Here is a 17,928-nt window from a genome sequence, read left to right as displayed (position 1 = left end):
CCCTCACATCTGGAGGGACTTGGTCTCCAGGTACTCCTCCAGGCCGAACTCGCCCAGCTCGCGCCCGATGCCCGACTGCTTGTAGCCGCCGAAGGGCGCCAGCGGGTTGAACCGGCCGCCGTTGATCGCCACCTGACCGGTGCGCAGACGCCGGGCCACGGAGACCGCGTTGTCCTCGCTGTCCGCCCACACCGCGCCCGCCAGGCCGTACGGCGTGCCGTTGGCGATGGAGACGGCCTCGTCCTCGCCCCTGGTGTAGGGGATGACCGCCAGGACGGGGCCGAAGATCTCCTCCTGCTCGATCACCATGCCGGGCTCCACCCCGGCGAAGACCGTGGGCTCCACGTAGAACCCCCGGTCGAGCGGGCGGTCGGTGCCGCCGGCGACCAGCCGCGCGCCCTCCTCCTGACCGCGGTTGATGTAGCGCACGACCCGGTCGCGCTGCACGGCCGAGACCAGCGGGCCGAGCCTGGTGCCCTCGTCGAAGGGGTCGCCCACGGTGTACTTGGCGGCGGCCTGGGCGGCGAGGGCGACGGCCTCGTCGTACTGGTCCCGATGGACGATCATGCGGGTCCAGGCGGAGCAGGTCTGGCCCGAGTTGATGAAGGCGTTGGCCACCGTCGCCTTGACCGCGGTCTGCAGGTCGGCGCCGGGCAGGATCACGCTGGCCGACTTGCCGCCGAGCTCCAGCGCCACCCGCTTGACCGTCTCGGCGGCGAGCGCGGCGACCCGGCGGCCCGCGCGGGTGGAGCCGGTGAAGGAGACCATGTCCACGTCGGGGTGGGCGGCGATGGCCTCGCCGATCACCGGCCCGTGGCCGCTCACCATGTTGAGCACGCCGGGGGGCAGGCCGACCTCGTCGAAGATCCCGGCCAGCGCGAAGGCCACCAGCGGCGCCACCTCGCTGGGCTTGAGCACGACCGTGCAGCCCGCGGCGAGCGCCGGCCCGACCTTGCACACGATCTGGTGGAGCGGGTAGTTCCACGGCGTGATGGCGCCGACCACGCCGACCGGCTCCCGCAGGACCCAGGAGCTGCCGATCCTCTTGGTGTCGAAGTCGTAGGTCTCGGTCAGGCTCGCGTAGGAGGCCAGGACCCCGGCGGGCATCAGCGTCTGCACCTTCGTCGCCAGGCCGTACGGGGCGCCCATGTCGGTGGAGACGATCCTGGCGATCTGGTCGGCTCGCTCGTGCAGCAGGTCGGCGGCGGCGGCCAGGAGCTTGCCCCGCTCGGCGGGGGCCGTGGCGGACCACATGGGCAGGGCGGCCCTGGCGGCGGCCACGGCGGCCTCGACGTCCGCGGGCGATCCCGCCGGCACCCGATCGATCAGTTCCTCGGTGGCGGGGTTGACCACGTCGATGCTCTCGCCCGAGGCCGAGGCCTGCCAAGCTCCGTTCAGGTAAAGGTGACGCATGCCTTCATCCTTACGCGCGGAACGTGAGAAGGCGAGAGCCCCATTGATTACTCAGCGTGTCGTATGCATTACACACAGTAAGTACACCCCTCGCCGGGGCGGGCCCGGGGCCGCCTCCTGACAGGAGCGTACGACGAAGTGTCCAGATCCGGAGGAAATGCTCAGGATCCTTAAAAACTCGTGATGTCTGGACTTGCACCGTGGCGGGGCGGGCGCCCCGCCACGGCCACGCGGCTCAGTCGAAGATCGGCGGCCGGGTGCGGGAGCGCTTGAGCTCGAAGAAGCCGTCGAAGCCCGCGACCGCGTGGACGCCGTCCCACAGGCGGCCGGCCTCCTCGCCCTTGGGCGCGGGCGAGATGACGGGACCGAAGAAGGCGACGTCGCCGACCGCGATCACCGGGGTGCCGACCTCCTGGCCGACCCGGTTGATGCCGTCGTCGTGCGAGGCGCGCAGCGACTCGTCGTAGTCCTCGGAGTCCATGGCGTCGGCGAACGAGCGGTCCAGCCCGGCGGCCTCCAGGGCCTCCTCGACCGTCTCGCGCAGGGTGTCGAGCTGCTTGACCCTGCCCTGGTTGTGGAACCGCACGCCGAGCTCGGTGTACAGGCGGCCGACGGTCTCGGAGTCGTACTTCTCCTGGACCGCGGCGACCACGCGGACCGGCCCGATCGCCTTGGCGATCATCTCGCGGTAGGTGTCGGGGATGTCCTTGTCCTCGTTGAGGATGTTCAGGCTCATGATGTGCCAGCGCGGCTCGACGGGCCGCACCTTCTCCACCTCGAGCAGCCAGCGCGAGGTCATCCAGGCGAAGGGACAGAACGGGTCGAACCAGAGGTCGACCGGCGTGCGCTCAGTCATGTGTCCAACTTCCTCGTCAAGGAGACATTCCGCCTCGCAACAACCTGAGGGCCTCCGCCCGTATTCCGTTGCCGGATTATTGCCACGCCAGTCCCTTTTATCCTCATATGTAGTGATCAACTCGGTGGGTACGCCTCCGGGGCGGCGTTCTCCCGCCTCCCATGGCAGGATTCAGGCAGCCCTTCGCAAGGGAGCGAAGGACGTCGTGACGAGGGAGCGGTAGTGGCAGGCAATCTGACCCGTGACGAAGCCCGCGAGCGCGCACGTCTGCTCAGCGTGCAGTCGTATGCGGTGGAGCTCGACCTCACCGAGGGGGAGGAGCGCTTCGAGAGCATCACCACGGTCCGCTTCACCAGCGACCGCGCGGGTGCGGAGACCTTCATCGACCTGGCCGGCGCCAGGCTGCGCAGTGCCGTCCTGAACGGCGTCGAGCTGGATGTCACCACCTACGACCCGGAGACCGGGCGGCTCCCGCTGCCGGGCCTGGCCGAGGACAACGAGCTGCGCGTCGACGCCGACTGCTCCTACATGCGCACCGGCGAGGGCCTGCACCGGTTCGTCGACCCCGTCGACAAGAACGTCTACCTGCACAGCCAGTTCGAGACGGCCGACGCGCACCGCATGTACGCCTGCTTCGACCAGCCCGACCTGAAGGCGACCTTCGAGCTGACCGTGCTCGCGCCCTCCTACTGGGAGGTCGTCTCCAACGCCGCGCCCGACCGGATGGAGGATCTGGAGGGCCACCGCGGCAAGCACGGCGCGCTCCAGGACGCCAGGCGCTGGCACTTCCCGCCGACCCCGGTGATGTCGACCTACATCACCGCCCTGTGCGCCGGGCCGTACCACAAGGTGACCTCCGAGCACGACGGCATCCCGCTGGGCCTGTACTGCCGGGCCTCGCTCGCCGAGCACCTCGACGCCGACAACCTCTTCGAGATCACGCGGCAGGGCTTCGACTTCTTCCACCGGATCTTCGGCATCCGCTACCCGTTCGGCAAGTACGACCAGCTGTTCGTGCCGGAGTTCAACGCCGGCGCGATGGAGAACGCCGGGTGCGTGACGTTCCTGGAGGACTACGTCTTCCGTTCGCGCGTGACCGACGCCGTCGTCGAGCGCCGCGCCGAGACGATCCTGCACGAGATGGCGCACATGTGGTTCGGCGACCTGGTCACCATGCGCTGGTGGGACGACCTGTGGCTGAACGAGTCCTTCGCCACCTACGCCTCGGTGCTGTGCCAGGCCGAGGCCACCCGCTGGGGCCAGGGCGCCTGGACGACCTTCGCCAACGTGGAGAAGGCCTGGGCCTACCGCCAGGACCAGCTGCCCTCCACCCACCCGATCGCCGCCGACATCGTCGACATGCACGCGGTCGAGGTCAACTTCGACGGCATCACCTACGCCAAGGGCGCCTCGGTCCTCAAGCAGCTGGTGGCCTACGTGGGCCTGGACAACTTCCTGGCCGGCGTCCGCGACTACTTCAACGAGCACGCCTGGGGCAACACCGAGCTGTCGGACCTGCTGTCGGCGCTCGAGCGCACCAGCGGGCGCGACCTGTCGTCGTGGTCGAAGGAGTGGCTGGAGACCTCCTGGGTCAACACCCTGCGCCCGGCCTTCGAGGTCGACGACGAGGGCCGCTTCACCGGCTTCTCCGTGCTGCAGGAGGCCCCGGCCGACTATCCGACGCTGCGCTCGCACCGCGTCGCCATCGGCCTGTACTCCCTGCAGGACGACGCCCTGGTGCGGGTCAAGCGGGTGGAGCTCGACGTGGTCGGCGCCCGCACCGCCGTGGCCGAGCTGGTCGGCGAGGTCCAGCCCGACCTGGTCCTGCTCAACGACGACGACCTGACCTACGCCAAGATCCGGCTGGACGAGCGCTCGCTGCGCACCCTGGTCGAGGGCGGCATCGCCAAGTTCCGCGAGTCCCTGCCCCGGGCGCTGTGCTGGTCGGCCGCCTGGGACATGACCCGGGACGCCGAGATGTCCACCCGCGACTACGTCGCGCTGGTGCTGTCGGGCATCGAGTCCATCAAGGACATCACCGTCGCCCAGACCGTGCTCCGCCAGGCCCGCCTGGCCACCCAGCAGTACGCCGACCCCGCCTGGCGCACCCGGGGTCTGGCCCTGCAGGCCTCGGCGCTGCGCACCCTGGTCGAGACGGCCGCGCCCGGCTCCGACCACCAGCTCGCCTATCTCAACGCCCTCACCGCGGTGGCCTCCTCCGAGGAGGACCTGACGTTCCTGAAGGGCCTGCTGGAGGGCACGACGGTGCTCCAGGGGCTGACCGTCGACGCGGACCTGCGCTGGACGCTCATCCAGGCCCTGGTCTCCGGCGGCGTGTTCGGCGACGAGCAGATCGCCGACGAGCTGCTGCGCGACGCCACCGCCACCGGCGAGCGCTCGGCCGCCATGTCCCGGGCCTCGATCCCGACGGCCGAGGCCAAGGCCGCCGCCTGGCAGACCATGACCGAGGGCAAGCTGAGCGGCGCCCTGCTCCGCTCGACGATCCTCGGCTTCATGGACCCGCGCCACCCGGAGCTGCTGGAGCCCTACGCCGACCGCTACTTCGCCGAGATCGGCCGCATCTGGGAGGCCTGGACCTCCGACAGCGCCCAGAGCTTCGCCAACGGCTGCTACCCGGTGCTGGCGATCTCCCAGGAGACGGTGGCCAAGACCGAGCGGCTGATCGAGGAGAGCCGGCCGCCGCACGCGCTCAAGCGCCTGCTCGTGGAGGGCGCCGACGGCGTGCGCCGCGCCCTGCGCGCCCAGGCCAAGGACGCCTCCTCCTGAGGTGGGGACCGTGCGACCGGCACGGGACCGTGTGACGCCCCCGCCCCCGCCCCCGCCGCCGACGGCGGGGGCGTCGCCGTTCCCGCATAGCATTCCCGGTGACGGGCGCGGGGAGGCGGGCACGCTCTCCCCCGCGAGGACCTCGGAGAACGTGAGATCGTCTGATCGTGAACTCGGTACAGGACCTGCTGGTCATACTCGCCAGGCGACACGCCTTCGCCGACCTGGAGGTCCTCACCGAGGACCCGGAGATCATGGCGGTCTGCGAGTTCGGGCAGCGGCTGCTGTCCCTCGACGCGGAGGACTTCGCGGTCGAGGCGCGTGAGGTGCCGCCCGTCCTGCGGCGGCGCGCCCGGGCCTGCACCATGCCGCAGACGCCCAGGGAGCAGCCGCGCGGCGCGCTGGAGTCCCTGCGCCCGGCCTACGGCCTGCTGCTGGAGGTGATCGCGGTCCGCTGGCACCGGCGCGAACTCAGCCCCATGGTCGCCGCCCTGCACATCGCCAGCGAGTATCTCCCGCTGCTCGCCTTCGAGCCGGTGCTCGGCCACGCGGGCGACCCGGTCCGCTGGCCGGCGGGGCTCGGCGCGCCCGGCAGCCGGTTCGGCGTGATCGGCGACCGCGAGTGCGACCACACCAAGGCCGAGCAGTCGGCCGCCAACCGGAGCCTGCGGGTGGCCGGGGAGCCGGCCGAGGGCTGGCGGGCCTACTTCGACCGGCAGCACAGCCAGGTGGCCGGGGCCCTGGCCACCTGCGTCGCCTCCTGCCGCAACCCCTGCTCCGCGATGGAGTGGGTCGCGCCCGACCTCCGCGACGACCTGTCCCTGCGCTCACGCGTGGCGCTGGCCTTCGCCGACACCCCTCTGGTACGGCTGCGCCACGCCGCCCCGGTGGGGCACGGCTTCGGCGTGCCCTCCCCCGAGGAGGTCCTGGAGGCCTGGGAGCGCAGCCGGCTCGCGCTGGCCAAGACCGAGGTGGGCAAGGCGGCCACGGAGGAGGACGGCTTCCCCCTGCCGGGGCTGCCCAGCCTGTTCTCCGCCGTGGCCGGCGCCCCCGTCCCGGTCTCGGCCCTGCTGGACGACATCGCCGCCCACCTGGTGACCCTGCTGCGGGAGCGGGTGCCCTGACCGGGCCGGTCTACCAGGCCGGCGGCCTGCGCCCGTTCCAGAAGCCTCCCCGGGCCGCCTCGACCTGGGCCGACAGCGAGATCAGCGTGCCCTCCCCGCCGAAGCGCCCGGCCAGCATGACCCCGATCGGCAGGCCCTGCTCCGTCCAGTACAGCGGGAGGTTCACCGCGGGCTGGCCGCTGACGTTGTAGATGGCGGGGAAGGCGGCGAAGCGCTTCATCCGCTCGAAGGTCTCCTCCGGCCCGTCCACGTCCTCGAACCAGCCCACCGGCCGGGGCGGGGCGGTGACGGTCGGGGTGAGCACCGCGTCGTACTCGTCGGTCACCATCAGGCCGAACCGGGTGGCGAGCTGGAGCGACGACTGGGCCTGGAGGAAGTCGGGCGCCGGGGTCGCGAAGCCGCGCTCGCGCAGCCAGGCGGTCAGCGGGCGCAGCCGGTCCTGCTTGGTGAGGTCCACCGGGTGCATGCACGCGAAGGCATACCAGAGCGTGACGAACTGCGGCACCGTGTCGGGCGAGAACGGCGGCGCGATGTCGACCACCTCGTGCCCCAGGGCGGCCAGCTCCGCCGAGGCGTGCTCGTAGGCGGCGAGCACCTCGGGGTCCAGCTCCGCGCCGGGGACGACCGACTCGCAGTAGCGGGCGATCCGCAGCCGGCCCGGGTCCCTGCCCGCGTAGGCGGTGAAGGAGCCGAGCTCCGGCGGCGGCGCGTGGTAGAGGTCGCCGGGGTTGTTGTGCGCCATCACGTCGAGCAGCGCGGCGGCGTCGGCGACGTTCCTGGCCAGCGGGCCGTTGGTCGACAGCCCGGCCAGGTCGGGGATGATCGGGGCGAAGCTGATCCGGCCCCGGGTGGGCTTGATGCCGTACAGCCCGCAGACCGAGGCGGGGATCCTGATGGAGCCCGCGCCGTCGCTGCCCTGGGCCGCCGGCGCCAGGCCCGCCGCGACCGCGGCCGCGGCGCCGCCGCTGGAGCCCCCGGCCGAGCGGGACAGGTCCCACGGGTTGCGGGTCGGCGGCGAGACGGAGGTCTCGGTGTAGCACGGCATGCCGAACTCGGGTGTGGCCGTCTTGCCGAGCATGATCGTCCCGGCGTCCCTGAGCCGCTCGACCACGCTGTCGTCCACCGGGGCGATGAAGTCGTCGTAGGTCGCCGAGCCGAAGTGGATCGGCACGTCCTTGACCAGGTTGAGATCCTTGATCGGGATCGGCACCCCGAGGAGCGGCGAGGCGTCGTCCCCCGCCTGCACCCTGGCCTCGGCCTTGTGCGCCTGCTCCAGCGCGAGTTCGGGGGTCACGGTCACGTAGGCGCCGACCTCGGGGTCCAGGCGCGCGATGCGGTCGAGGTAGTGCTCGGTGATCTCGACGGGCGAGATCTCCCTGTGCCGTACGGCCGCCGCCTGCTCGAGGGCGGTAAGATCATGTATGTCAGCCACGCTCCGCACAGTAGGCGCAGGCGGGCGAGGTTATCTAGAGAGATATGTATAGATACCCGCTCTCGTGCACTGGCATGCGGGTGACAGTGGTCACAAAAGTGTGAGTTGCGGAGTACTAGGCACTCGGTTTAAGGGTCAGCTACGGTGAGTTACGTGGATTCCGGTCAGGTGCCAGAAGACGGTAACACTACGTCACCGATTTGGGCCGGTGAGCGTTCGGCCAAGGACAAGCCGACGACTCGCCCCTCCGCGCCCGCGTCTACGTACGCGCCCGTCGAACGCGTCTCTCTGCTGAGTCTGCTCAGCCAGCCCCGGTACCGCCCCCTCCTGCGCCGCGTCGTCATCGCGGTCGTCGTGGGGATCGTGGCGGGGGTGCTGCTGAAGATGTGGCAGGCCGGCGTCACCGCCGCCGTGGTGGCCGCCATCGCCGACACCGTGGTGCGCGCCCGTTCGCACTCGACGGTCCCCGCCTGGAGGCGGGCCTCGGTCGCGGAGCGTCGCACGGAGGCCCAGCTCAAGAGCCTGGAGCGCAAGGGTTACCGCACCCTGCACGCGCGTGCGATCCCCGACAGCGACGCCCAGATCGACCACCTGGTCATCGGGCCCACCGGGGTCTACGCCGTCGACTCCGAGAAGTGGGACAAACGGCTGCCGGTCCGCGCCCAGTCGCACCGCAAGCTGTTTTTGGGCCCCTTCTCCCAGAAGGCCCGCCTCGACGAGGCCCGCTGGGAGGCGAGCCGGGCCGCCGAGCTGATCGGCGAGCTCCTCGGGCGCGAGGTCATGATCATCCCATCGCTGGCGATCTACGGTCCCTCCATCCCGTGGAAGGTCCTCAACGTGCGCGAGGTCGACGTCTTCGACGGCGGTCACGTCCGCAAGTGGATCACCAAGCGGGAGCGGTCGCTGACCGAGGAGGAGATCGACAAGATCTACGAGATCGCCGAGAAGGTCCTGCCCGCCCGCTATCCCGAGTCCCCGGCGCCCGAGGCGCCCGTGCGGGCCCGGCGCGGCGCCGAGCAGGTCTCCTCCGATCGCTGACCCGTCCCCCGCTTTCCGGAGCTTTTCGAACGAACGCCCGGCGGCCCGCCCGCCGGGCTTTTCGCATGCTTCCGGCGTCCGATGGATGGACGCCGGGTCTCAGCAGGCGGGCGGTGGCCGTACCATTTGAAGACTCAGCTGAAGACTCAGCGCCGATGATGGGAGAAGCGTCATGCCCGCCCTCAGGTCTCGTACGGTCACTCACGGCAGGAACATGGCCGGAGCCCGGGCCCTGCTCCGGGCGACGGGCGTAGCCGGAAGCGACTTCGGCAAACCGATCATCGCGGTGGCCAACAGCTTCACCCAGTTCGTCCCCGGGCACGTGCACCTGCGTGAGGTCGGCGACGTCGTCGCCGGGGCGATCCGCGAGGCGGGCGCGATCCCGCGCGAGTTCAACACCATCGCGGTGGACGACGGCATCGCGATGGGCCACGGCGGCATGCTCTACTCGCTGCCGAGCCGCGAGCTGATCGCCGACGCGGTCGAGTACATGGTGAACGCCCACTGCGCCGACGCGATGATCTGCGTCTCCAACTGCGACAAGATCACCCCGGGCATGCTGCTGGCCGCCTTCCGGCTCAACATCCCCACGGTCTTCGTCTCCGGCGGGCCGATGGAGGCCGGCAAGACGCCCGGCAAGAAGCTCGACCTGATCGACCCGATGATCGCCTCCGCCGACGACAGCGTCTCCGACGAGGAGCTGCTGGCGATGGAGGAGAACGCCTGCCCGACCTGCGGCTCGTGCAGCGGCATGTTCACCGCCAACTCGATGAACTGCCTGGCCGAGGCCATCGGCCTGGCGCTGCCCGGCAACGGCACGATCCTGGCCACCCACAAGGCCCGCAAGAAGCTGTTCCAGGACGCCGGGCGGCAGCTGGTGGAGATCACCCGCCGCTACTACGAGCAGGACGACGAGAGCGTGCTGCCGCGCAACATCGCCACCAAGGCGGCGTTCGAGAACGCCATGGCGCTGGACGTGGCGATGGGCGGCTCGACCAACACGATCCTGCACATCCTGGCCGCGGCCCGCGAGGCGCAGGTCGGCTTCGGCCTCAAGGAGATCAACGAGATCTCGCTGCGGGTGCCGTGCCTGAGCAAGGTCGCCCCCGCCACCGACAAGTACCACGTCGAGGACGTCCACCGTGCCGGCGGCATCCCCGCCATCCTGGGCGAGCTCGACCGGGGCGGTCTGCTCCACCGGGACGTGAACACCGTCAACGGCGGCACGCTGGGCGACTATCTCGACTCCTGGGACGTGCGCTCGCCGAAGGCGCTGCCCGAGGCGCTGGAGTTGTGGCACGCCGCCCCCGGCAACGTCCGCACCGTCAAGCCCTACTCCCAGGACGCCCGCTGGGACTCCCTCGACCTCGACCGCGAGGGCGGCTGCATCCGCGACATGGAGCACGCCTACACCCGCGACGGCGGCCTGGCCGTGCTGTACGGCAACATCGCCGTCGAGGGGTGCATCGTCAAGACGGCCGGCGTCGACGAGTCCATCTGGAAGTTCTCCGGGCCCGCCGTGGTCTTCGAGTCCCAGGAGGACGCCGTCGAGGGCATCCTGAACAACCGGGTCAAGGAGGGCGACGTCGTCGTCATCCGCTACGAGGGGCCCAAGGGCGGGCCGGGCATGCAGGAGATGCTCTATCCGACCTCGTTCCTCAAGGGCAAGGGCCTGGGCAAGGCCTGCGCCCTGATCACCGACGGCCGCTTCTCCGGCGGCACGAGCGGCCTGTCCATCGGCCACGCCTCCCCGGAGGCGGCCGAGGGCGGCACCATCGCCCTGGTGGAGGACGGCGACGTCATCGAGATCGACATCCCGGGCCGCTCGATCGAGCTGAAGGTGGCCGAGCCCGACCTGGCCGCCCGCCGCGAGAAGCTCCTGGCCGACCTGGGCGGCTACCGCCCGCGCGACCGTCACCGCCCGGTGAGCGCGGCCCTGCAGGCCTACGCCGCCCTGACCACCTCCGCCTCGACCGGCGCCTCCCGCGACCTGTCCCAGCTGTCCCGCTGACCCGTCGGCTCCCGCCGTACCGGCCCGTCTCAGGGCGCCGGTACGGCGGGAGCCTCCGCGTGTCCTCCCGTCACGAGAGGGCGGGAGACACCGCATTCCCCTTCTCGAACATGAGGACGAGAAGCACCACGCCCACCGCCCTGCCGCGCCTCCCCCATGACACCGGCGCCGCGAGCGGGTTCACCTGCGTCTCCGGCGCCGCCGTACGGCGCGCAGCGGGCGTCGGCGGGCATGTCGCCCCGGGGCCACAATCCTGAGAACCCGTCATCTTTGTTCGAAAAATGTCGGTGCTTGTCCGTATTCTGTGGGTATGGCTAACGTCATGAAGCCCTCTGCCAGCCCGTTGACAACCGCCGAGATCGCCGCCCTCGCCCTGTCCCTGGCACACCTGGGCTCGGGCCCTCAGGCCGACGCCGCCCGGCACGGCCTGCGTCACGCCTTCGAGCACCTCGACCTGGACGACGACGTCGTCTCCGCCACCCTGTCCACCTTGACCGCCCCGCTGCCCGACGAGGTCGCCGACCGGGCCAGGACGATCGCGGGCTGCATCACCTCACGGCTCGTGATCCGCCTGCACTATCGCGACGTCTCCGGCCGGGTCACCGTCCGCGACGTCGACCCGGTGACCTGCATGGTCCACCGTCAGCACTGGTATCTGGTCGGCATGTGCCGCATGCGCAGGGCGATCCGCGCCTTCCGCTTCGACCGGATCATCGCCGCGGAGCAGACCTTCCTGCCCGCCAGGCCGCACCGGCCCGAGGGGTTCCTCCCCTTCCAGGGCAAGCGGGCGGCGTAACACGAGGGACGGCGGTCGCGCGCGCCCACCCCGAACCGGGCGGGCGCCGCGCCGATCAACCGCAGCAACCGCCCCCGCAGCAGCCGCCGCCCCCGGCGGGCCGGGGCGCGGAGGCGCCCCCGGTCACGGCGACCGTGGACAGCAGACGCACCGTGTCGTCGTGGCCGTCGGGGCAGGGGGCGGGGTCGTCCGACCGGGACATCGGACGCGACAACTCGAAAGTGGAACCGCAGGCGCGGCAACGGAAGTCATAGCGCGGCATGGCACCAGATTACCCACCCGCACCGCGCAGAACGACAGGTGCGGCGGCCGTACCGCAGGCAAGGGCGGATGCCGCCACCGCACCGCGGAGGACCGGGCACCGCGACCGCACCGCGGAGGACGACGGGTGCCGTCCGGACGGGCAGGACCGAAGGAATCCTGCCGGGGCCGGGCGCCGGCCATCACCGGCGCCCGGCCCGCCGGGCTCCGGACCCGACCTCGGCCGGGACTTCCGGTCACGCTCCCGCCGGAGCGTGGCCCCCCGAGCTCAGGCCTGCGGGCTTCAGGCCGCGCTCTCCGCCAGGTAGGGCGCCCACTGGGGGTCGCCGACGACGTGCGCGCCGATCAACCGCCAGTGCACTCCCCTCGGCACGACCGGGGCGACGTTCAGCGTCCACCCCAGCTCCTCCAGCAGCCGGTCCGCCTTGCGGTGGTTGCACGTCGTGCAGGAGGCGACGCAGTTCTCCCACGTGTGGGTGCCGCCGCGGGAACGGGGGATCACGTGGTCGATCGTCTCGGCCTTCTGACCGCAGTAGGCGCACCGGTAGTCGTCCCTGCGCATCAGGGCGGTGCGGGTCAGGGGGATGCGCGAGCGGTAGGGGATGCGGACATAACGGCGAAGCCTGATCACCGACGGCACGTCCAGGGTCCGGCTGGCCGAGCGGAGCACGGCGCCGCGCCCGTCACGGTGGACGACGTCGGCCTTCTCCCTGAGCACCAGCACGACGGCGCGGTGCAGGGAGAGGGTGGTCAGGGGTTCGTAGGTGGCGTTGAGTAGAAGGACTTGGCGCATCAGCGGGCCTTTCCCCGCACGCTGTGCGTCTGGGTCGGGGGCACGATGTCGCGTGCCCCGATTGGCGGCCCCTCTTGGGGCCCGGGCGCTTCCGTCACGATGACCTCCGCCGGACGGCCCAGCGGATGGTCACCACGGCACCGTCCTGGACCAAGTTTGGCTTCTCCGTCGGCATGCCCGCCACCCATAAATGACTGGAGGGACTCCTGATGTGTTTTATGCCCGCATTACCTGTTCTTCACTCCTCCGAGGCCCGCCCCACCTCGCCCTCTCGCGACCGGCGCCCCACGATCGGCCGGAGGCCGTAGGGTTCGAGCCATGACGCGACAGCCGTACCCACCCGCCCGCCGTGACGACGTCGTCGACGAGTTGCACGGCACCTCCGTACCCGACCCCTACCGCTGGCTTGAGGACTCCGACGATCCGGCGACCAAGGAGTGGCTGGAGTCGCAGGAGGCCCTCTTCACCGCCGAGGTGAAGGCGCTTGCCGGCCGTGAGCGGTTCAAGGAGCGGATCTCCGAGCTGCTGAAGTCCGGCTCGGTGGGGGCTCCGGTCTGGCGGGGCGAGCGGCGCTTCTTCATGCGGCGCACCCCCGAGCAGGAGCACGCCGTGCTGTACACCGTCGACCCCGACGGCACCGAGCGGGCGCTGCTGGACCCGATGCAGCTCGACCCGACCGGCCTGACGACCCTCGACTCCTGGCAGCCCGACAAGGAGGGCCGCCTGCTGGCCTACCAGATCTCGGTGGGCGGCGACGAGGAGTCCAACCTCTATGTGATGGACGTGGCCACCGGCACCCGGATCGAGGGGCCGATCGACCGGTGCCGCTACTCCCCCGTCGCCTGGCTGCCCGGCGGCGAGGCGTTCTACTACGTGCGCAGGCTGCCCGCCACGGAGGTCCCCCAGGGCGAGGAGCAGTTCCACCGCCGGGTCTACCTGCACCGCGTCGGCGTCTCCACCGAGGACGACGTCATGATCTTCGGTGACGGCATGGAGAAGACCAACTACTACGGCGTCGCGGTCTCCCGCGACGGACGGTGGCTGCAGATCTCCGCCTCCCGCGGTACGGCGCCGCGCAACGACCTGTGGGTCGCCGACCTGCACGCCTCCGCCCACGAGGCGCCGGAGCTGGTCGTGGTCCAGGAGGGCGTGGACGCGCAGACCGGCCTGCACTTCGGCCGCGACGGGCTGCTGTACGTCTTCACCGACCGCGACGCCCCGCGCTCCAGGATCTGCGTGGCCGACCCCGCCACCCCGCAGGCCGAGCACTGGCGCGACCTGATCCCGCAGGACCCCGAGGCGGTGCTGTCGGACTTCGCGATCCTCGACGACCTCGACCGGCCGGTCATGCTCGTCGGCTGGACCCGCCACGCGATCAGCGAGATCTCCGTCCACGACCTGCGCAGCGGGGAGCGGATCGGCTCGGTGCCGACCCCGGGCCTGGGCACCATCGGCGGCATCAGCGAGCGCCCCGAGGGCGGCCACGAGGCGTGGTTCGGCTACACCGACAACACCACCCCGCCCACCATCCAGCGCTACGACGCCCGCACCGGCGAGACCACGCTCTGGGCGGCCTCCCCCGGCGCCGTCGAGGTGCCCCCCGTCACCGCCGAGCAGGTCGTCTACCGTTCGGCCGACGGCACCGACGTGCGCATGCTGATCATCTCCAAGCCCGGCGCCGAGGGTCCCCGGCCCACGATCCTGTACGGCTACGGCGGCTTCGGCATCTCCATGACACCCGGCTACTCGGCGTCGATCCTGACCTGGGTGGAGGCGGGCGGCGTCTACGCCATCGCCCAGCTGCGCGGCGGCGGCGAGCGCGGCGAGGACTGGCACCGGGCCGGGATGCTCGCCCACAAGCAGAACGTCTTCGACGACCTGCACGCCGCGGCCGAGCACCTGATCGCCACCGGCGTCACCACCTCGGACCGGCTGGCCATCTCCGGCGGCTCCAACGGCGGCCTGCTGGTCGGCGCCGCCCTCACCCAGCGGCCCGACCTCTACGCCGCGGTGGTCTGCTCGGCCCCGCTGCTCGACATGGTCCGCTACGAGCTGTTCGGCCTCGGCGCGACCTGGAACGTCGAGTACGGCGCCGCCGAGAAGCCCGAGGAGTTCGCCTGGCTGTGGTCGTACTCCCCGTACCACCACGTCCGCGAGAGCGTGTCGTACCCGGCGACGATGTTCACCGTCTTCCAGTCCGACACGCGGGTCCACCCGCTGCACGCCTGGAAGATGTGCGCCGCCCTGCAGCACGCCCAGGCCGCCGACCGGCCGATCCTGCTGCGCAACGAGGCCGAGACCGGTCACGGCGCCCGCGCGGTCAGCAAGACCATCGAGCTCGCCGCCGACCAGCTCGCCTTCCTCGCCCGTCACACCGGCCTGACCGGCTGACCCCCGGACGGCTCGCCGCTCCCCGGCGGGAAAATGTCGGCCGCGGTGATTATCGTTCGGGTCGTGGACGATGCCGCCGCGGCCGACGGGCTGACCTTCGTCGAGGGCAGGCCGAGTGCCTTCCTGCGTTCCTGCGTGACGGAGCTGACGGCCTACACCGAGCGCCGGCAGAAGCCGTGGACGCGGCGGCAGCCGCCGTTCTCCGGAGTGGTGGTGATCTTCGGGTTCGGTGAGCCGATCGGGCTGAGCGGGCCGGGCGCGCGCGAGCGGCTGGCCTCCTTCTGCGGGGGGCTGCACGACACCTACGTCGACACCACCACGGCCGGGGTCGCCGAGGGGGTGCAGGTCAACCTCACCCCGCTCGGTGCGCGGCGGCTGTTCGGGATGCCGATGAGCGAGCTGGCCAACCGGGTGGTCTCCCTGGAGGAGGTGCTCGGCCGGTGGGCTCGGGAGAGCGTCGAGCGGCTGGCCGCGACCCCCTCCCGGCACGACCGGCTCGCGCTGCTGGACGCCCTCCTCACCCGGCGGATCCAGGCCGCTCCCGATCCGGACCCGCGGGTCGGCCGGGCCTGGCGGCGGCTGCGCGCCTCCCGGGGCGCGCTCCCGATCGCGGAGCTCGCCGGAGAGCTGGGGTGGAGCCACCGTCATCTGGTCTCCCGTTTCCACGACCAGATCGGGATGGCGCCCAAGGCCGTCGCCCGGGTGCTGCGCTTCGAGCACGCCGCCGGACGCCTGCGGGCCGGGCTTCCCCCCGCCGACACCGCCGCCGTCTGCGGTTACTACGACCAGGCCCACATGAGCCGCGACTTCCGGGCGCTGGCCGGGGTCACGCCCCGCGAGCTGGCCGGGGTCACGCCCCGCGAGCTAGCCGGGGTCACGCCCCGGGAGCCGGCCGGGGTCACGCCCCGCGAGCTAGCCGGGGTCACGCCCCGCGAGCCGGCCGCGCCGCGGCGCCCGATCGCCGTCGCCGGCTGAGACCGGGGCCGTCGGCCGAGGTCAGATTTCTCCAAGCCTCCGCCCCCTCCGCCGGGAGATCGTGGTCCCACCGGACAGCGCCGTCAGGCGGCGGTCCATCAGACAGGGAGAGGCGAACATGCGAACGGTGTATCCACTGGCCCGCTATCGGAACCCCGGCGCGGCGATCGAGTGGCTCGGGAAGGCGTTCGGGTTCGAGGAGCACGAGATCTCCAGGGATGAGGCGGGCACGGTCAAGCACGCCGAGCTCGTCGTCGGCACCGGCATGATCATGCTGGGGGCGGGCGACCCGGCCGGTCCGGGCGTCTACATCGCCGTGGACGACCCGGACGCCCACCACGACAGGGCGGTGGCCGCCGGGGCCCGCGTCACCATGGAGCTGACCGACCAGTCCTACGGCTCGCGCGAGTACGCCTGCGAGGATCCCGAGGGCAACCTCTGGTACTTCGGGACCTACCGGCCCTGACGGCGCCGCACCCGCCCGGATCCCGCCCGTGGCGGGATCCGCCCCGGCCGTTCAGGGGCCGGACAGGGCGGGGGCGGCGTGCAGCAGCTCGCGTGCCAGCCCGGCGTCCCCCTCCACCTCGGCCGCGAACCCGTCGGGATCCCCCCTGCCCCCCACCAGGAAGCAGAACTCGACCACGTCGCAGGTGATCGCCGTCTCGGCCGGGCCGTCGCCGCGCACGGCCCGGCCGCCGAGGTGCAGCGGCACGTGCCACAGCCCGCCGCCGGGGCCGGTCAGCGCGAGCCGTACGGCCCGGCCCTCCGGCACCCGGTGCCCGCTCACCCGCATGGCCAGGGGCATCAGCCGCGCGCACAGGTCGGCGGTGACCTCGATGTGGTCGGGGACGGGGTGGGGCAGCGGGACTCCCAGCATCCCCGCGGCGTCCGCGGTGTGGATCCAGGTCTCCAGGACCCTGGCCAGCAGGTGGTCGACCACCGGCAGGGTGAACCCGCCGGTCTCCGAGGGGGTGTCGGGGGCGACGGAGGCGAGGTGCCGGCAGAGCGCGTCGGCCTGGGCCCGCCAGTCGCGGCGGGTCTGGTCGGGCGCCCGGCGGCGTTCGTACTCCTGCAGTTCCGCCGTCCGGGCCAGCCCCTCGTTCACGGTGACCGGCGGGCCGAGCACGGGCGCGCCCACCGACAGCGAGACCAGCCCGTCCTTGGCCGCCAGGTGGGCCAGCAGCTCCTGGAGGGTCCAGCCCTCGACGACCCGCCGCTCCCAGTCCTGTCCGGTCACCTCGCCCAGCACGGCGTCCATGGCGGCGATCCGGCCGGCGAAGGGGGCCGTCCAGCCGGTCGTCGTGGCGGCGGGCCGGCGGCGGGCGCGGGCCGCGGTGAGCACCAGCGGGCGCAGGGAGGTCTCCGGCGGCTCGGGCCCCTCCATCAGTGCGTCGAGATACAGACGCCGTGTCGGGTCGTCGTTCATGCCCCCTCCTCGGCCAGCGCGTCGGCGAGCCTGCGCAGTCCCATTCTGATCCTGGACTTGGCGGTGCCCTCCGGCAGCCCGAGGTCGTCGGCGACCTGACGGTAGGTGCGTCCCCGGTAGTAGGCCAGCTCGATGACCTCCCGCAGGTCGTCGGGCAGCCTGCCGACGGCCAGTCGCACTCCGTCGGCCTCGTACCGGGACAGCACGGCGTCCTCCAGCCGCTCGGGCTCGGGTTCCAGCAGGCGCGGGCCGATGACCGAGGCCTTGCGTCGCTCCTGGGTGCGGACGTGGTCCACCGCCCTGCGGTGGGCGATGGTGGCCAGCCAGCCGCGGAGCGACCCCCGTCCGGGGTCGAAGGCCAGCGGGCGCTCCCAGAAGGTGATGAACACCTCCTGGGTGATGTCCTCCGAGACCACGCGGTCCCGGGTGATCCGTACGGCGAGGCCGAAGACCAGTGGCGCGAATCGGTCGTAGATCTCGCCGAGCGCCGTCTCCTCCCCGCCCACGACCCGCTGGTGGAGCAGGCGGTCGTCCTCGACAGGTGCCTCCATGGCACCACACTCCCGACAGTCGGCTGGAAATCTGAGCCTCTCACCATCCGGCCCGGATGTGGAGAGGACGGCCG

General features: G+C 71.8%; 16 protein-coding genes. 9 read left to right on the top strand and 7 right to left on the bottom strand.

Going from position 1 to position 17,928, the window contains the following annotated elements; genetic code table 11:
- Positions 1 to 3: 3 nt before the first annotated feature.
- Both Pta02_RS28570 and Pta02_RS28565 read right to left on the bottom strand, forming a co-directional pair.
- Positions 4 to 1,413: an aldehyde dehydrogenase family protein gene (locus Pta02_RS28570; protein WP_203878051.1), complete on the bottom strand. Its 1,410-nt coding sequence runs from the start codon at positions 1,411 to 1,413 to the stop codon at positions 4 to 6.
- A 235-nt stretch (positions 1,414 to 1,648) separates the two neighbouring features.
- Positions 1,649 to 2,269 (bottom strand): mycothiol-dependent nitroreductase Rv2466c family protein, encoded by a 621-nt coding sequence (locus tag Pta02_RS28565; protein ID WP_203878050.1) that lies wholly within the window; start codon positions 2,267 to 2,269, stop codon positions 1,649 to 1,651.
- Positions 2,270 to 2,491: 222 nt separating this feature from the next.
- Between Pta02_RS28565 and pepN the strand changes: the two genes are divergently transcribed.
- Both pepN and Pta02_RS28555 read left to right on the top strand, forming a co-directional pair.
- Entirely contained in the window at positions 2,492 to 5,056 is a 2,565-nt protein-coding gene (gene pepN, locus Pta02_RS28560; RefSeq protein ID WP_203878049.1) for an aminopeptidase N, read from the top strand.
- A gap of 167 nt (positions 5,057 to 5,223) precedes the next feature.
- Positions 5,224 to 6,180, top strand: a complete 957-nt coding sequence (locus tag Pta02_RS28555; protein WP_203878048.1) for a hypothetical protein — start codon at positions 5,224 to 5,226, stop codon at positions 6,178 to 6,180.
- 10 nt (positions 6,181 to 6,190) lie between these two features.
- On the opposite strand, the gene Pta02_RS28550 is transcribed toward Pta02_RS28555, so the two are convergent.
- A complete protein-coding gene (locus Pta02_RS28550; protein ID WP_203878047.1) occupies positions 6,191 to 7,612 on the bottom strand; it encodes an amidase in 1,422 nt (473 codons plus the stop codon).
- A 168-nt stretch (positions 7,613 to 7,780) separates the two neighbouring features.
- Here Pta02_RS28550 and Pta02_RS28545 point away from each other — a divergent pair, with 168 nt between their 5' ends.
- The 4 genes from Pta02_RS28545 (at position 7,781) to Pta02_RS28530 (ending at position 11,457) form a co-directional block, all read left to right on the top strand.
- Entirely contained in the window at positions 7,781 to 8,650 is an 870-nt protein-coding gene (locus tag Pta02_RS28545; RefSeq protein WP_239131293.1) for a nuclease-related domain-containing protein, read from the top strand.
- Between the two features lie 172 nt (positions 8,651 to 8,822).
- Positions 8,823 to 10,661 (top strand): dihydroxy-acid dehydratase, encoded by a 1,839-nt coding sequence (ilvD, locus tag Pta02_RS28540; protein WP_203878045.1) that lies wholly within the window; start codon positions 8,823 to 8,825, stop codon positions 10,659 to 10,661.
- Positions 10,662 to 10,771: 110 nt separating this feature from the next.
- Positions 10,772 to 10,918, top strand: coding sequence for a hypothetical protein (locus Pta02_RS28535; RefSeq protein WP_203878044.1), 147 nt, complete (start codon positions 10,772 to 10,774; stop codon positions 10,916 to 10,918).
- 53 nt (positions 10,919 to 10,971) lie between these two features.
- On the top strand, positions 10,972 to 11,457 hold the full coding sequence (locus tag Pta02_RS28530) for a helix-turn-helix transcriptional regulator (protein ID WP_203878043.1): 486 nt from the start codon (positions 10,972 to 10,974) through the stop codon (positions 11,455 to 11,457).
- 55 nt (positions 11,458 to 11,512) lie between these two features.
- Here the strand turns inward: Pta02_RS28530 and Pta02_RS28525 are convergent, their stop codons facing one another.
- Together Pta02_RS28525 and Pta02_RS28520 are read right to left on the bottom strand one after the other, a co-directional pair.
- Positions 11,513 to 11,719, bottom strand: coding sequence for an FmdB family zinc ribbon protein (locus Pta02_RS28525; RefSeq protein WP_203878042.1), 207 nt, complete (start codon positions 11,717 to 11,719; stop codon positions 11,513 to 11,515).
- 282 nt (positions 11,720 to 12,001) lie between these two features.
- Positions 12,002 to 12,511: an HNH endonuclease gene (locus Pta02_RS28520; RefSeq protein ID WP_203878041.1), complete on the bottom strand. Its 510-nt coding sequence runs from the start codon at positions 12,509 to 12,511 to the stop codon at positions 12,002 to 12,004.
- Between the two features lie 318 nt (positions 12,512 to 12,829).
- On the opposite strand from Pta02_RS28520, the gene Pta02_RS28515 reads away from it, so the two are divergent.
- The 3 genes from Pta02_RS28515 (at position 12,830) to Pta02_RS28505 (ending at position 16,343) form a co-directional block, all read left to right on the top strand.
- Positions 12,830 to 14,902 (top strand): prolyl oligopeptidase family serine peptidase, encoded by a 2,073-nt coding sequence (locus Pta02_RS28515; RefSeq protein WP_203878040.1) that lies wholly within the window; start codon positions 12,830 to 12,832, stop codon positions 14,900 to 14,902.
- Positions 14,903 to 14,965: 63 nt separating this feature from the next.
- On the top strand, positions 14,966 to 15,877 hold the full coding sequence (locus Pta02_RS28510) for a helix-turn-helix domain-containing protein (RefSeq protein WP_203878039.1): 912 nt from the start codon (positions 14,966 to 14,968) through the stop codon (positions 15,875 to 15,877).
- Between the two features lie 118 nt (positions 15,878 to 15,995).
- The gene (locus Pta02_RS28505; RefSeq protein ID WP_203878038.1) at positions 15,996 to 16,343 is read left to right on the top strand and encodes a VOC family protein; all 348 of its coding nucleotides are present in this window, start codon (positions 15,996 to 15,998) and stop codon (positions 16,341 to 16,343) included.
- Positions 16,344 to 16,394: 51 nt separating this feature from the next.
- Here Pta02_RS28505 and Pta02_RS28500 read toward each other — a convergent pair whose 3' ends face one another.
- Both Pta02_RS28500 and Pta02_RS28495 read right to left on the bottom strand, forming a co-directional pair.
- Positions 16,395 to 17,303 carry a maleylpyruvate isomerase family mycothiol-dependent enzyme gene (locus Pta02_RS28500; protein WP_203878037.1) on the bottom strand — a complete coding sequence of 303 codons (909 nt, stop codon included), beginning with the start codon at positions 17,301 to 17,303 and terminating at the stop codon, positions 16,395 to 16,397.
- Entirely contained in the window at positions 17,300 to 17,854 is a 555-nt protein-coding gene (locus Pta02_RS28495) for a sigma-70 family RNA polymerase sigma factor (protein WP_203878036.1), read from the bottom strand. The genes Pta02_RS28500 and Pta02_RS28495 overlap by 4 nt, the downstream gene beginning before the upstream one ends.
- Between the last annotated feature and the right edge of the window lie 74 nt (positions 17,855 to 17,928).

Origin of the sequence: Paraplanobispora takensis (genome assembly GCF_016863195.1) — a bacterium.
Lineage (GTDB): Bacteria > Actinomycetota > Actinomycetes > Streptosporangiales > Streptosporangiaceae > Planobispora > Planobispora takensis.
This window is presented reverse-complemented; position numbering and strand designations above follow the sequence as displayed.

What these genes read in the sequence shown, in the direction of transcription:
- Pta02_RS28570 (WP_203878051.1), bottom strand. Translation starts at nt 1,413, where the DNA reads ATGCGTCACCTTTACCTGAACGGAGCTTGGCAGGCCTCGGCCTCGGGC.
- Pta02_RS28565 (WP_203878050.1), bottom strand. Translation starts at nt 2,269, where the DNA reads ATGACTGAGCGCACGCCGGTCGACCTCTGGTTCGACCCGTTCTGTCCC.
- ilvD (WP_203878045.1), top strand. Translation starts at nt 8,823, where the DNA reads ATGCCCGCCCTCAGGTCTCGTACGGTCACTCACGGCAGGAACATGGCC.
- Pta02_RS28535 (WP_203878044.1), top strand. Translation starts at nt 10,772, where the DNA reads ATGAGGACGAGAAGCACCACGCCCACCGCCCTGCCGCGCCTCCCCCAT.
- Pta02_RS28530 (WP_203878043.1), top strand. Translation starts at nt 10,972, where the DNA reads ATGGCTAACGTCATGAAGCCCTCTGCCAGCCCGTTGACAACCGCCGAG.
- Pta02_RS28525 (WP_203878042.1), bottom strand. Translation starts at nt 11,719, where the DNA reads ATGCCGCGCTATGACTTCCGTTGCCGCGCCTGCGGTTCCACTTTCGAG.
- Pta02_RS28520 (WP_203878041.1), bottom strand. Translation starts at nt 12,511, where the DNA reads ATGCGCCAAGTCCTTCTACTCAACGCCACCTACGAACCCCTGACCACC.
- Pta02_RS28515 (WP_203878040.1), top strand. Translation starts at nt 12,830, where the DNA reads ATGACGCGACAGCCGTACCCACCCGCCCGCCGTGACGACGTCGTCGAC.
- Pta02_RS28505 (WP_203878038.1), top strand. Translation starts at nt 15,996, where the DNA reads ATGCGAACGGTGTATCCACTGGCCCGCTATCGGAACCCCGGCGCGGCG.
- Pta02_RS28500 (WP_203878037.1), bottom strand. Translation starts at nt 17,303, where the DNA reads ATGAACGACGACCCGACACGGCGTCTGTATCTCGACGCACTGATGGAG.
- Pta02_RS28495 (WP_203878036.1), bottom strand. Translation starts at nt 17,854, where the DNA reads ATGGAGGCACCTGTCGAGGACGACCGCCTGCTCCACCAGCGGGTCGTG.